At 43.7% G+C, this 14,845-nt stretch carries 7 protein-coding genes and 1 pseudogene; 2 read left to right on the top strand and 6 right to left on the bottom strand.

The features are described 5' to 3' along the window. Positions 1-10 precede the first annotated feature (10 nt). Positions 11-1,168, top strand: a pseudogene (locus CHRO_RS30640) (IS630 family transposase). Continuing rightward, positions 1,169-1,417 carry a hypothetical protein gene (locus CHRO_RS17970; RefSeq protein ID WP_041462521.1) on the top strand — a complete coding sequence of 83 codons (249 nt, stop codon included), beginning with the start codon at positions 1,169-1,171 and terminating at the stop codon, positions 1,415-1,417. It begins immediately after the preceding pseudogene. Between the two features lie 75 nt (positions 1,418-1,492). Here CHRO_RS17970 and CHRO_RS17965 read toward each other — a convergent pair whose 3' ends face one another. From CHRO_RS17965 to CHRO_RS17940, 6 genes are all read right to left on the bottom strand, one after another. Beyond that, entirely contained in the window at positions 1,493-2,494 is a 1,002-nt protein-coding gene (locus CHRO_RS17965) for an alpha/beta hydrolase family protein (RefSeq protein ID WP_015155657.1), read from the bottom strand. Positions 2,495-2,557: 63 nt separating this feature from the next. After that, on the bottom strand, positions 2,558-3,301 hold the full coding sequence (locus CHRO_RS17960) for a thioesterase II family protein (RefSeq protein ID WP_015155656.1): 744 nt from the start codon (positions 3,299-3,301) through the stop codon (positions 2,558-2,560). Between the two features lie 116 nt (positions 3,302-3,417). After that, positions 3,418-4,716: a phthiocerol/phthiodiolone dimycocerosyl transferase family protein gene (locus CHRO_RS17955; protein WP_015155655.1), complete on the bottom strand. Its 1,299-nt coding sequence runs from the start codon at positions 4,714-4,716 to the stop codon at positions 3,418-3,420. 36 nt (positions 4,717-4,752) lie between these two features. Continuing rightward, positions 4,753-5,484 carry a DUF6796 family protein gene (locus CHRO_RS17950; protein ID WP_015155654.1) on the bottom strand — a complete coding sequence of 244 codons (732 nt, stop codon included), beginning with the start codon at positions 5,482-5,484 and terminating at the stop codon, positions 4,753-4,755. Further along, a complete protein-coding gene (locus CHRO_RS17945; protein ID WP_015155653.1) occupies positions 5,474-10,087 on the bottom strand; it encodes a non-ribosomal peptide synthetase in 4,614 nt (1,537 codons plus the stop codon). The genes CHRO_RS17950 and CHRO_RS17945 overlap by 11 nt, the downstream gene beginning before the upstream one ends. Beyond that, positions 10,087-14,745 carry a type I polyketide synthase gene (locus tag CHRO_RS17940; protein WP_015155652.1) on the bottom strand — a complete coding sequence of 1,553 codons (4,659 nt, stop codon included), beginning with the start codon at positions 14,743-14,745 and terminating at the stop codon, positions 10,087-10,089. The genes CHRO_RS17945 and CHRO_RS17940 overlap by 1 nt, the downstream gene beginning before the upstream one ends. Between the last annotated feature and the right edge of the window lie 100 nt (positions 14,746-14,845).

Here is a 14,845-nt window from a genome sequence, read left to right as displayed (position 1 = left end):
AGCTAATGCTATGCCTGTCAAAGGATATCTAAATCAATCGCAGAAAGAGAATTTACAGCAAGCACTATCAGAGAGTAAAAATCCACAGTTTACGCAGAGAATATTAATGTTGTTACTGATGGATGACGGGAAAATAACCCACGAAATCAGTAATTGATTGGGCTGTAGTTATAGAAGTGTAGCATATTGGTGTGTACACGGAGATCCAGACAATTTAGACAGTTTAAAAGATGGTAGAAGTTAGGAAAATTATCGAAAAGCGACTGAGGAATATATCAATTTATTAATGGATGTGATTGAAAAAGACAAGAGCGAATTTGGATATGAGTTTGGACAGTGGACAACAGCCAGATTAGCTACATATATGAAAGAACAAACAGGAATCGAGCTAAGTGGAGAACAAATTCGGAGGATTCTTAAACAAAAAAAGTTCGCTTACCTCTGGGGCGCGGGTTCGCTGGACAGAGTACTCTGTCCGTCGAACCCGCTTCAAAATACAGTCTAGAAGACAGACAAAGTCTAACGAAAAAGGAAGCATTTAAAGAAAAAAATCCAAGGATACTTAGAAGCCTCAGAGACTGAGCCGACAAAGATTCAAGTATGGTTTTGGGATGAGAGTGGGTTTAGTTTAAGAGTGATTCGCCGAAAAACTTGGGGCAAAAGAGGGTCAAGAAAAAAAGTGACAGGGCAACGGAGTCGTGGACGAGTAAATCTCATGGGAGGAGTGAGGTATCATGACAAAAAAAGAATCTGCTATTTCATTGAAAAAGGTAATGGTGAAAGCTTTTATGAACAATTAGAAAAGTTGAATGAGTTGGGAAAAACCGAATGGGTTATGCAAGGTAATCTCGAAGCGAATTTTTCTGAATCGGGATCAAAAATTTTGCTAGTCTTGGATAATGCTAGTTGGCACAAGAAGAAAGCAGTTCTAGCAGAGATTGAAAAAAACCTCTCGAATATTCAACTATATTTTCTTCCTGAATATAGCCCTGATTTTAATTTAGTAGAGCTAGTGTGGTATTCAGCTAAAGAATATATATCTCATAGGTTATTTAAATCAGTAGATGAGCTAAAGAGTTTATTAAATAGGTTGTTAAATCAAGGAGAACTCATAATTAAATGGGGACGAAAAGTTAAAAATAAGGGTATTACTGTTATTGCAAGCTAAATGTGGAACAGCTTAGCTAACTTTGTCGATCGTGCCGTGCCGTTAGTTGATGCTTACCGCTTGGAAACACGGATTGTGGTTTGGGAGGGTCACAATGTTTTAACTGTTCCCCTCAATGCTCTTTTCCGTTGTCAGGAAAACTGGTGTGCGTTCGTGGTAGAGAACGGTCATGCAAATAAACGTCAAGTCAAGGTCAGTCACCGCAGCAATTTAGTAGCAGCGATCGCAGACGGATTGGTAGAAGGATAAAAAGTTATCCTCAACCCATCTCAGGAAATGCAAGAAGGAACGCCAATTGCAGACCGTTGAATGCCGACAAGAGGGCTAGTGTACTCGGTTAATTACACTGACATTTGAATCGAAGGAGTCACCTACTCGATAAACATAGTTAAAAGCATCTTTGTCTTGAAGGATGTTTGCTCGTAAGAAAAGAGCGACCCAACGGGCAAGTGTTTCTATTCCTACATTTTGGTCAATGGTAGGAGTATTGCGATCGGGTACTGTGCCTACAGGATTGTTAGTATTTGTAATGCTGTAGTGGTTAGCACCAATAATACTAATAAAAGATTTGGGTGGTTTTTGAATTTGGTTGTATGTTTCCTTGACTGAATCGAACGTGGCTAAACCATCTAAAACACCAGCTAAAGTAACTATGGGAATACCGTCATTCTCAATTGTCGGCGTTTGCTCGAATTGACCTAAAAGATTGAAGTTACTACCATAGAATGCCCCACCTACAAGTTCTTTTGGTCGAGTAAATTCGCTTTTGCAATACGGCAAAATACAAGTACCCTGAATTGCATTGAGTCCAACTACTCCTCCAGATGAGTGTCCGAGTAATACTAATTTGCTAGGATCGAGTAGTTTAAAAACAGGAGAATCTGGATGACGATTTTCTTCTTTCATGTAGTCTAAGACTTGATTCACCTGTTCCTGTTCGGAGAAAAAACCTTCTGGAAACCCAAAAGGCACAAGCACGTCATTTAAGTTATTGGGAACGACGACAACAAATCCGTATCTTGCTACTATACTAGCAAACTCCGAATAATTAGATTTATCTACAAACGTGCCTTGCAAAAATAAAGCTATGGGTAACAATTTAGTGTCAGTTTTAGGCTTAGATACGGGAAAGTATATATCAGCCGGATCGCCGCGATCGCCTATTGTTGTTTCGTAACTACTGACCTGTTGAAATAATGGAGCAACACTAAAATTGGTAGCCTCAACAGAGTCTCCAGGTTTCAAAGATATGAGAAGTGTTCCCAGCAGTGCTAAAAATGCTAATAATAATTCTCTTTTAATCTGCTTAATTACAGGAAAGCTCATAACTTAAAATAAATTCCTCTTTTTCGAGCGAGTAAACTTCGCGATTGCCATAGCTTAGATATTCTATAATACTTGGGCGATCGCTTGCAGTAACAGTGGCTGTGCAGTATTAATAAAAAAGTGGTTGCCTGGAAACATTTCGATTGAAAAAGCAGTATTAGTATGTTCGCGCCATGCTTCTAGTTGTTCGGAGTTTGTTTCGGGATCTTCTAAACCTCCAAAAACAGTAATCGGACATTCTAATCTAGGTTCAGAAGTGTAAACATAGGCTTCGTCAAGCACCAAATCTGCCCGCAGGAGGGGAATTAACAGTTGCATCATTTCCGTATTTTCCAACACTTCTTTAGGCGTACCGTTAAGACATTTTATTTCCTGCAAAAACTCTTGTTCTGGTAAAGCGTGTCTAGGCAACGGATCGGGAATATGAGGTGCTTGGCGACCAGACACGAACAAATGGATGGGACTGCTACTGATATTACGGCGAAAATATCTAGCTAGTTCAAAACCTATTAGCGCACCCAAACTATGACCAAAAAAGACATATGGCTTGTCTAAATAAGGAAAAAGAGCGTTACCGAGGGTCTGGACTAGAGGAGAAATCTGAGTGAAAGGAGTTTCCCTCAGGCGCGATCCTCTTCCAGGTAGTTGAATAGGACAAACTTCTACAAAACTTGGTAAGTCACGATTCCAAGTACGAAAAACTGTAGCACTACCACCTGCGTAAGGAAAGCAGAATAAACGTAACTTTGCTTGAGGATTGGGCTGATAATATTCAATCCAAGGAGTATTTGTGATTGACACCGCCATATAGTTATCCTATTTGAATTGTGCGAGAGTAACTATGATTATCAGTTGATAGTAAGCGATCGAGCGTTGACAAATATTGTCTGTTAAATTAGGTAAATACAATTTTTATAATATTTTTAGCAATTAACGAGATAAAATAACATATTTTCTGCCAGTTTTTCTATTTTGTCTCGCTCTATTAAAGGTTCTGAAAACATAAAATTCAAAAACATTTTGTCAGTGAAGGTGGTTGCGGCAACAGTGAAATTATTATTGACAATAGACTGAACTGGAAAAAAGCCGATTTCTTCTAGCTCCAATGAACCGTACATCTTTGCTATATCGATACTACCAATATTTGTCACAGCAACACTATCAGGTACTATTTTAGGATTCGCCAAACTCATATCGGTCATTAACTTATATGTCATGACTTTGCTAAAAAGTTCGTGGCGATTCATTAAACTAATATCAAGCTGGCTTTTCACTTGCCGAGCTAGCTGCCAAAAAGATAAATTCTTACTTACATTAAAAAATCCCGTGGCATAAGAAAACGCCACGGTCGCATTTTCATCATTAATAACTGGGTCTAAAAATCTTCTGATGTCTATGGATGAATGACAGATAATTTCTACTGTTTCTTTCTCTACACTAATTATTCTTGTAGTTGCTAGTAGCATGGCAGCGCATAAAGCACCTTGCACAGTTGTTTTTTCTTGCTTGCAACGCGCTCTAAGTTTTTGGGTACAATTCTTGTCAAGCTGTCTGCGAACAAATCGATTGTAACGCTCTGAATTAGTAAAATTAGACCGATCGAATCCTAAAGATATTGGTCGATGCAAAAGAGATTTCAGAAAAGTACGCAATACAAATAATCCATTTGCGATCGCACCTCTCACTCCTTTAGCAGAACTAGGTAGTAGTTCTTCAATCGATGAAAGTGCAGGTAAACTCACGATTGACAAATCTTTCTCACCCGCACTAATTTTTTGATAATAAGTTAGTATTTCTGAGTGTAGTCTAACAACTGTTGAAGCAAGAGCGATCGCATGATGAACTGTAACGATTAAGTAACTAATATCGTTCTGGCTAGCAATCCGAACGAGTACTGCTCGTACTAGTCCTTTACTACTATCTAGTTTTTCGTTTAACTCTTCCTCAAGGACTTCTTGCCACTGTTCGGGATGAGATGCGATCGCAACCCGTAAAGGAATTTCGGGCGTACCTTCAGTTTCAAAATGAAGTAGTTCCGCCGAGCCAATAATTCGTGACTTTAGCCGAGGATGGCGATTTTGCAAACAGTCTAGAGCCTGTTTCAAAGTTTCTTCATTGAGGTTTCCTTTAATGCGGCTTGCCGTCACTATGAAGTACTTATCATAGCGATTCATGATTTCCATTGCTTGCTCTGTCGCACCGAGTTTTCTGTTATTATTCACAGTGATTTTTCAATGAATATCTAGTATTTTTTGCAACTAAACAAAGGAACGTTTTGTCTTTGCTAAATTGGGTATTGCTTTTTCCTCCTTGTTCCAGACCGTAACAGTTGATATCGTGTAGAAAATCAAATTAGAACCGAAGAAAAACACTGGTGCTAAATATTCGGCAATAGTTTGTGGCAGCAGTGATAAAACTAATACTAAAGAAATCCCAATGAGAATTGGATTGAAAAGTGCCATCCAGCGAGGATAAAGAGTTTCTCCACCTAATACTAAAACCACAAAAATTATCGACCACAGTGCTAATCCGCTCAAAAAAACAAACTGCAACCCAATTTGAAGATCTTGAAACTCAGACAACATTTGAATTAAATAGGATTGCATTGATTCTGGCAAAGTATTTTTTACTCGCACGGCAGTGCCAAAAAAAGGTATAGTGCCGTTATAGACTGTGCCGATAGTTCCAGTAGCAATTTCAACGGCGATCAGAAGTAGAGTACCCAGTTGTCCGCTCGGTTTGAGAGCAAGGTAAATGTGCAATACAGAATATATAGCAATTGGGAAGCTCAAAACCACTAAGTAGTGACCGAGTACGAGTCGCCAATGCGGAACAGAAAATGGACTGGTTAAACTGTTGACTAAATTAGAAAATCCAGGTTCAATGTTTGGGCTGTAGAACATTAAATCCGCGCCAATACATAGGAGAACTGATGCAACAATCCCAACAATGCCAGATAATCTCAATATGTTACGATTTTCAAGATTCATGCGTGAATTCCTTCCTAGTTAAGACTAGCGATCGCAATGTATCGACAAATTTCTCAGACAGGTTTTCAATTGTGGCGCGTTGGTAGAAATTTTCACTGTAGATCCACTCAAACTGAAGCTTGCCCGAGCCAATTTTGGCAACAACAGCCAGTAAATGCTTGCGAATTCCTTGCGGGTCAAAATTCGAGCCAGTAGATTCTGGAGCAAGTTGAAACAGAGACGTATCGGAAAAATGCTGGTTTGTTTGACCGATGTAGTTAAAGGCAATTTCTGCTTCAGGTAGAGTTCTAAGTTGTTCGCTGATGTTTGGTTCTAAAGCCAAATAGCGGAGTAAACTGTAGCCAATGCCGCGATTTGGAACTTGACGTAACTGCTGCTTGACTGGTTGCAATGCTTGCTCTGGAGAATGAGCATTACCTAGCTGGAAAAAGACAGGGTAAATAGTAGTAAACCATCCCACTGTGCGAGACAAGTCTACATCTGCCAGGATGTCTTCTCGTCCGTGAGCCATCAAGTCTAACAAAATCGAATTTTTTCCCGTCCACTGACTGATGACGTGCAGTAAAGCACTCAACAAGACTTCTTGAATTTGAACGCCATAAGTTATCGGTAATTCCCGTAGTAAAGCCTGACTGTCTTTAACGTCGAGAAACCCAGAAACAACGCGGGTGGAAGATTCTGTATTCTTGCCAAGAGAATAATCCACAGGTAAGCGATCGCTCTGCCTCATCAGAGCTTTTAGCCAATAATCAAGTTCCTGCTGCATTTGAGCTGACTGAGCATACTCTGTCAGTTTTCTCGTCCATTGTTGGTAAGAGGTTGTCTTTGGTGGCAACTGAATAGCCTCACCCTGACTGAGCTGTTGATAAGCCGTTTGCAGATCTTCAATTAAAATTCGCAGAGAAACTCCGTCAATTCCCAAATGGTGGGCAGCGATCGCCATGCGATCGCCATGCTGGGAACCGAGATCGAAGAGTGCGAACCGAATTAGCGGTCCTGACGACATATTCAGCGTTGTCTGTAACTTGGCAGCAGCAGCTTCAATGGCAGGCGATCGCTCGTTCTCTGGGAGCTGTGATAAGTCAATGCGCTCAAAAGCTACAGTTTCTCCTAGAGCCTGGTTGTACTGCTGCCAACCCGATTTCTCGACACAACGAAGGCGCAGAGCATCGTGATGACACAAAAGATGCTGGCAGGCAGTTTCCAGCAGTGAGGCATCTAATTTCTGTTGCTGCAACAACAAACTTAGATTCCAGTGATGGGGATTGGGTAGATTTTGTTCTAGTAACCATAGTTGGATTGGAGCCAGCGGAACTAATCCGGTTACAGGTTGCTGTGAGGCTGGAATAGCTGGAGTCAGATCGGCTACAGCTGCTAGTTCGGCAATTGTAGGAGAGGCAAATAATTGTCTGGGAGTCAGTTGAATTCCGGCTCGATCGGCTTGGGCGATCGCCTGAATGCCAACAATTGAATCACCACCCAAATTAAAGAAATTGTCGTAAATACCAACTTGCTCAAGATGAAGCAGCTTTGACCAAATCTGTGCCAGTGTTTTTTCAATAGAGGTACGAGGTGGGACGAAACCTTTTTCCAATTCTACGATTTCCCCAGGTATTGGCAGCGATTGCCGATCTACCTTGCCATTTGGAGTCAGAGGCAAAGTATTCAGCAGGACAAAGCTGGATGGCATCATGTAAGCTGGCAGCTTTTGGCTCAAAAATTGCCGCAGTTCCTCGTCAGTGGGGGCTGGCTGTTCGCCTGGAACGACATACGCCACCAATCGTTTATGACTTTGTTGTTCGCTAACGGCTGCAACTACAGCATGAGCAACTGCTGGATGCAACTCTAGTGCTGTCTCAATTTCTCCTAGCTCGATACGATAGCCTTGAATTTTAACCTGAAAGTCTTCCCGACCGATAAAGCAAATGTTGCCATCTGGTAAATAATAACCGAGGTCGCCAGTGCGGTAAAGTCGCTCTTTTGTTATCGGATGAATGATAAAATTATTGGCAGTTTTTTCTCGATCGCGCCAGTAACCTTTAGCGAGTCCGACACCACCGATATACAGTTGCCCTGGAACCCATACGGGGACTGGCTCTAGATTGCGATCGAGTATGTGAAACTGTTGGTTGGTCATGGGACACCCATATGGAATACTCTTCCAAGCTGGGTTTACCTGTTGAATTGGGTAGAGAATAGACCAGATCGAGGCTTCAGTTGCACCACCCAAGCTAATGACTTGCGCTTTTTCGCTCGCAGCCATGATGCGATCGGGCAAACCGAGCGGAATCCAATCGCCACTGAGCAATACCAATCGCACAGAGGTAAGATTGACTTCAGCACGAACGGCAGCATAGTCTACCAGCATTTGCATCAAGGCAGGTACGGAATTCCAAACAGTAACCTGCTCTTGCAAAATTATTTCTGCCCAGCGTGATGGGTCTTTGGTAGCCGAAGCTTCAGGGATAACTATAGTTCCCCCAGCGGCAAGAGTGCCAAAAATATCGTAAACGGACAGGTCGAAACTCAGGGAGGAGAGAGCTAGCACCCGATCTTGCGATCGCACATTAAAACGTTGATTAATATCAACAATCGTGTTGATAGCACCACGATGATCGATCGCGACTCCTTTGGGCGTGCCAGTAGAGCCAGAAGTATAAATGACGTAGGCGAGATCTGTCTGTTGCTGTAATGGTTCTAGGGGGCGATCGCTTTCACCTGCTAGCTCTTGGGTGTCAACGCACAATCGGATCGTACCTTCTGGAAATTCTAATGCTGAATCCCACTGTGACTGAGTTAGTATTATCCGTACCTCTCCTTGCTCTAGCAAATACCACTGGCGCTCTTGAGGCAGAGATGGATCGATTGGTAAATAGGCGGCTCCGGCTGTAAGGATGCCTAAAACGGCAACGACCTGCTCCCAACCTTTTTCCATCACGACAGCTACTAATTGGTTGGGGCGAGCGCCCAATTGTCTCAACCTGCGTCCTAGTTGATTGGTAAGATGAAATAATTCTGCATAAGTAAAGGTACGGTTGGGTGTCACTACAGCAAGTTGATGCGATCGCGCTTCTACCTGCCGAGCAAACAGCGTGTGGAGCAGCCCTGCTGGTATTGGTGCGGTGGTGGAGTTGATTGCTTGCCGTTGCGCCAAATCTACTGGTACGAGGCTTGTTGTTTGATGCCATGCCTCTTCTTCATCAGCTAGGCGCTGGAGGAGATGACAATAGGCACTGAACATATCATCCAGCAGCCCTGGAGGAAAAAGTTCTGCAACCACATCCCAATTGAAAACTAAAGTGCCTGCCTGTTCAAACACCTGATGATCTAGCCATACCTGCGGTGTCTGAGTAATACCGTAGACAGTTTCCCCAGTCTGATTTGCGATCGCCGTGTTGTCTTGACTTAAATTGTCTAGAGTTAGAGTACTGGTGAATACAATCGGCGCGATCGCTTTTGTCTTGCCTCCTTGCGATCGCGATAATTCCCGCAAGACGCGCACGCCACTAAAGTGCCGATACTCCAGATCTGCCCATAACTGTTCCTGTAAACTTCTTGCTCGTTCTGCAAATGTTGCTGGGGCTGATTCTTTAACTTCCAGCAACGTCATCGAGGTAAAATCTCCGACCAGTTGATTTACCTGGGGATGTAAAGGCAGACGGTTGAATAAGGTTAAATTAAGCGTAAATTTAGAGGTTTTGCCCCAAAATTTGAGAATATCGACAAAAGCAGTGAGTAAAATTCCAGAAGGGGTAATCCCAGCCTTTTTTGCTCGATTTTTCAGTTGCATCCATTGCGGAGGCGATAATGTAGCACTCATCCGCTGAAATTTAGGTTTTGTCAGCAGAGCTGGATTTTGTGCCAAGGGTAAATCTGGTGCTGGTGGCAGCGTGGGGATGCGATTGAGCCAATATTCTTTCGCCCGTTGGTAAAATTCTTCTGTTTGTAGCGATAATTCTGTTAGAACGTAGTCTCGGAATGATATTTCTATGGGAGAGAGGGCAGCATCGGGATTTTGATAAAGAGCGTCGAGTTCCTGAAACAGGATTTGCAAACTCCACTGGTCGGCAATTAAGGCATCGATACTAAAGTGAATTCTGGTGCGCCGATCGTCTAACCGCGAAGCGCAAATTTCAAACAAAGGACAGCGATCGGTTGGTAGGACTTGATGAGACATCCGCTGCCGAATTGCCTCTAACTGAGCAGCCACCTTCTCTGAGCTTTGTCCGCGCAAATCTACAACTGGAATTTGATAAGCAGGTACGGATGCTAAAATTTGTTGCTGTCCGTGAGGATGTACGATCGCCCGCAGCATATCGTGACGCTCGATTAATCGCTGCAAGGCTAAGTTATACCGTTCTAAATCTAAATTGTCGCTTTCAAATTCCGTATAACCTTGGCACGACACATTACCAATTTCAAAAGTATCATTGCGACCGATCAGGTAGGCTTGTTGAATGTCGGTTAATGGGAAGGGTTGATACCGTCCTTCTAGATCGGCTCTGAGAGATGGCAGCGATCGCTGCTGGGATTGAATGTCTTCTTCCTCCAGCAAATACATTAGCAACTGGCGCTGCTCGGCAGAAAGTCCACCCATGCTCATCAAACGCGACCTCCTTTTTGCTTCACGTCAAGCTCTTCTCTCACTTGTTGGGTAGACATTTCCTTAACCCGCTTTAGAGTCCGAGCAATTTTTGCTGTCTGTCCTGGTTTTGCTTCGTTGTCAATAATGACTTGTGCTAAAGCTGCTACATTAGCTTTGTTAAATAGGGTGGGTAGAGGTAGTTCTACCTGAAAGGTATCCCGTAGTTGAGCCACCATTGGCAGGGCAACGAGGGAATCTCCACCCAATTCAAAAAAGTCATCGTAGATCCCGATTGAGTCAATGCCCAAAGTTTCTTGCCAGATGTCTGCGATCGCTTGCTCGATTTCATCGCGGGGAGAGACATAAGTATTACTTAATGTCGGTCGTGGGTGGAATTTGGACTCGCGATCGCAATCGGCTACGGTCTGTAGGGGTGGTAACGTCCAAGTCCGGTCTTGCTGAATTTGCGTTTGCAGCTCGTGGGTGGAAACGATCGCCTGGGACAATTGACAACCCAGAATCCGGCTCAACGCATCCAGCCCTTCTGAGGACGTCATGCCTTGCTGCCATTCTTTGCCTGTCAGTGCTTTCTGCCGAGCTTCGACAGCAATTGACATACCGACACTTTGCCAATTTTCCCAGTTAATAGACGCGGTGAACGTGTTATCTCTCAAAGATTTGTAGTGAGCAAAAGCATCCAGAAATGAATTGGCAGCGCAGTAATCTGCATATCCCACTTGACCGCGAATGGAAGCAATTGAAGAAAAAAGGATGAAAAAGTCTAGATGCGTATCCTTGAGGACGAGATCTAGTACTTTTGTTCCTTGAACTTTGGGGACTAAATTACCATCTGCTGTTTCTGGAGTTTTGAGTTGAATTAAACCACCGCCATAGACTCCTGCTGTGTGGAACACTCCTTGAATCTGACCGAATCGCTCAGTTGAAGAGGCGATCGCGTCTTGCATTTGTGCCAAATTAGCTACATCAGCACTCAAGACTAGCACCTCAGCACCCAGATTTTCTATGGCTTGCAATCGCCGAATTTTGCAACTAATCTCATCAGTGGCTTCGTGGCTTGCCAGCCATTGTTTCCATTCGTCTCGGTGAGGAAAAACCGATCGCCCCAATAAAACTAGCTTTGGTTGCACTGTCTTAGCTAGGTATTCAGCAATGACCAAACTCATGCCACCCAATCCACCTGTGAGTAGATAGACTCCGCCTTGCTGCAATCGCGTTTTCTTGGCGACAGTTGACTCTAATTTGACTGGCTCGAAAGCTTCTACCCAGCGATGAGTTTCCCGATAGGCGATCGCGATATCTGACGAATTTGCGGCAAATTCTGCTATCAATTGTTCTGTGAGTTTTTCTACTGGTTTTCCGGCTTCAGGCAGCACGATATCAATGCTGCGACAAGCGATTTGAGCGTATTCCTGTGGAATCACGCGACATAGACCCAGAATAGTTGCTTTTTCTGGGTAGAGCAGCTCCGATCCCCAGACTCCCTGCAGATTATTGGATACAACCTGGATTTGCACGGAATGCTTAATTTCCCTAGCTCCTAGTGCTTGTGCTAAATATACTAGGCTGTCATAGCTGAAAACTTGAGCCTTTTCCAACGGGCGATCGCTGGGCGTGATATTCCACAAATGGGCGATGACTTGAGGCTGCCGATCTCGATCGCCCAGTTCTGCCAATAAAGCTTGATAGTCTGCGCGGGTTGCTGGATTAATGGTACAAACGCGATCGCTGATGCGGCGAAACTCCTCTCCAACCAGCACTGCGATCGCTTCTCGACCCTCAAGTTGTAACCGTTTGACTATTCTCTCACCCAAGCCACATTCATCAACAAACACTAACCAACACTTACCAGCTAATTCTCCTGGTGGTAATGGCTCTGGTGGTAAGGAGCGTTTCCACGATGGGATGTAAAACCAGTCGGTAATATCGGGTTTTCTGCCAGTTGTTACTTTACCGTTACTGGCAGCAGAAAGTTGCTCTGGCGGCTCAATCCAATAACGCTGGCGTTCAAATGGATAGGTTGGCAAGGGTAGGCGATGGCGTTGTTCCCAGGCATAAAATCCCGACCAATCTATCGTTACGCCAGCCAGCCACAACTGACCGAGGGTATTGAGCAAAAATGCTAAATCTGATTCCTGGCTCTTGGGATGGCGCACGCAAGAAAGTACGACTTGTCCAGCCAGTTGCGAAGAATGCTGTCGCACCAATGTACTTAGCGTGTTTCCAGGTCCTACTTCTAAAAAAATTTGCTTTGACTGTTTTAGTAACTCTGTAATTCCTTCTGAAAATCGTACTGGTTGACGTAAATGTTTTGCCCAATAATTCGGGTCTGTTGCTTCTGCTGCGGTAATCCAACTACCAGTGACATTAGAAATAAAAGGAATTTGTGGCGGCTGAAGGTGAATTTTCTGAACTTGTTGAGTGAATGGCTCAATGATGGAATCCATCATTTGGGAATGAAAAGCATGGGAAGTATGCAAACGGCGAGAGTTTATTCCCTGTTGTTGCAATTGACGTTCTAGTTGCTCTATAGCTGTAAAGGAACCCGAAACTACGCTCAGATTCGGGGCGTTGCTGGCTGCCAACTGTAGAGATGTTTCATGAAACGTCTCTACTAGTAGAGATTTTACCTCTGATGCTGACAGGGGAACTGAAAGCATTGCACCTTGGGGTTGTTGCTGCATCAGCCGTCCTCTTACAGCCACGAGTTCTAAGGCATCCTCTAGGGAAAAAACGCCAGCAATACAGGCTGCTACATATTCCCCAATGCTGTGACCGATCGCAGCTACTGGCTGCACGCCCCAAGAATTCCACAGTTTTGCTAGGGCGTACTCGATCGCAAATAATGCTGGTTGAGTAATCGCAGTTTGTTCTAATGTAGCTCTGGCTGTTTCTAGCTGCTCGTCGCCAGGATATAGCACTTGGCGTAGATCTAGCCCTAGATAAGGTTCGAGTTGTTGGCAGCAGCGATCGATTTGTTCTCGAAATGTCGGTTCGTTATCGTAGAGTTCCCTAGTCATGTTGGGATACTGAGAACCCTGACCAGTAAACATAAATACAACTGGATGCTCTTTACGTATATTGCGATCTTTCGATGCTTGGGACTTGGTAAAAACTCTTTGCGGATCGTTTAATTCCAGCACTTTTATTGCATCATCCAAGTCTTTGACGACTCCAACTCTGCGGCGATCGAACGCTTTTCGACCTACCTGTAGGGTGTAAGCTACATCTGCCAAGTTGAGATCGGGATGTTGCTTGAGGCGATCGACCAGATTTACTGTAGCCGCTTCTAGGGCAGAATCAGTTTTTGCCGATAGCACTAAGAGTTGATATTTTCTCCCTTGTTCCTGCTGCCTAGACATAACAGGAGCTTCTTCTAAAATTGCATGGGCATTAGTACCACCGACACCGAAAGAACTCACTCCGGCACGGCGGGGAGTGCCGTTTGCCTTCCATTCGGAAAGATGGTTGTTAACGTAAAAGGGGCTGCTGGCATCAATTTGGGGATTCAGCACCTCAAAGTGCAGGCTAGGTGGCAGTAACTTGTGCTGGAGTGCTAGGACAGTTTTGATTAAACTACCGACACCAGCAGCAGCATTCATGTGTCCCACATTCGTCTTTAAAGAACCGATCGCGCAGTAACCCTGCTTTTGAGTACTAGCATGAAAAACCTTTTTCAAAGCAGCAATCTCAATTGGATCTCCCAATGACGTTCCAGTACCATGCGCTTCTACATAGCCGATTGTTTCAGGTTCAACTCCAGCCATAGCCAGTGCTTCGGCGATCGCCTCCGCCTGTCCATCTACGCTAGGCGCTGTGTAGCCAACTTTGGCAGCACCGTCGTTGTTGATTGCTGCACCTTTGATAACTGCATGAATGTAGTCCCCATCTGCGATCGCCTCTGCCAATCGTTTTAAAACCACAACTCCTACACCATTGCCTCCAACAGTTCCCCGTGCTTTGGCATCAAAAGCCCTACAATGTCCATCCGGTGAAAGAATTCCCCCTTCTTCATACCAGTAACCGCTCTTTTGTGGCACTTTAATTGAAACTCCACCAGCCAATGCTATATCGCATTGATAATCGAGCAAACTTTGACAAGCTAAACCGATCGCGACTAATGAAGTAGAGCAAGCAGTTTGTACGTTGATACTGGGTCCAGTCAGGTTTAATTTATATGAGGTACGTGTAGCCAAGTAATCCTTATCATTGGCAATTAAGACTTTTAAAAATTCTTTTCGCAAAAGTTCTGGAGATAGATTAAACAATAGATATGTATTCAAACCTGCACCAGCATAAACGCCAATTCGTCCTTCATAGCGATCGGGAACGTAACCAGCTTGCTCGATCGCTTCCCAAGCACTTTCTAAGAAAATACGATGCTGCGGATCTGTGAGTTCGGCTTCTCTAGGACTAAAATCGAAAAAGGAAGCGTCAAATAATTCTACATCATCTAAGACAGCCGATGCTTTCACAAAATGCGGATGATTTTGAATTTCCGGTTTCGGCTTTTCCTCTAATTCCTGCTCGGAAAAAAATGAGATTGATTCTACACCGTTTTTCAAATTGTGCCAAAATTCTTCAAGATTCTTAGCTCCTGGAAAACGACAGCTCATCCCAATTATTGCTAAATCGTTAGTTACGTATGTATCTATCATATTCACAATCTGTATTGTTTTGTATTTTTATGCAATGGTATTAGCAATCGGTTCTCAGCCCCAAACCCCAGTAAATAGAAGTTAAAATTTTTGACTTTTA

This window comes from Chroococcidiopsis thermalis PCC 7203, from assembly GCF_000317125.1.
In the GTDB taxonomy this organism is placed as follows: Bacteria; Cyanobacteriota; Cyanobacteriia; order Cyanobacteriales; family Chroococcidiopsidaceae; genus Chroococcidiopsis; species Chroococcidiopsis thermalis.
Note: the sequence above shows the minus strand (reverse complement) of the source record. Positions and strands in the feature narration are given on the sequence as shown.

Coding starts and splice junctions, on each gene's coding strand:
- CHRO_RS17940 (WP_015155652.1), bottom strand. CDS start 14,745: ATGATAGATACATACGTAACTAACGATTTAGCAATAATTGGGATGAGC.
- CHRO_RS17945 (WP_015155653.1), bottom strand. CDS start 10,087: ATGAGCATGGGTGGACTTTCTGCCGAGCAGCGCCAGTTGCTAATGTAT.
- CHRO_RS17970 (WP_041462521.1), top strand. CDS start 1,169: ATGTGGAACAGCTTAGCTAACTTTGTCGATCGTGCCGTGCCGTTAGTT.
- CHRO_RS17960 (WP_015155656.1), bottom strand. CDS start 3,301: ATGGCGGTGTCAATCACAAATACTCCTTGGATTGAATATTATCAGCCC.
- CHRO_RS17950 (WP_015155654.1), bottom strand. CDS start 5,484: ATGAATCTTGAAAATCGTAACATATTGAGATTATCTGGCATTGTTGGG.
- CHRO_RS17965 (WP_015155657.1), bottom strand. CDS start 2,494: ATGAGCTTTCCTGTAATTAAGCAGATTAAAAGAGAATTATTATTAGCA.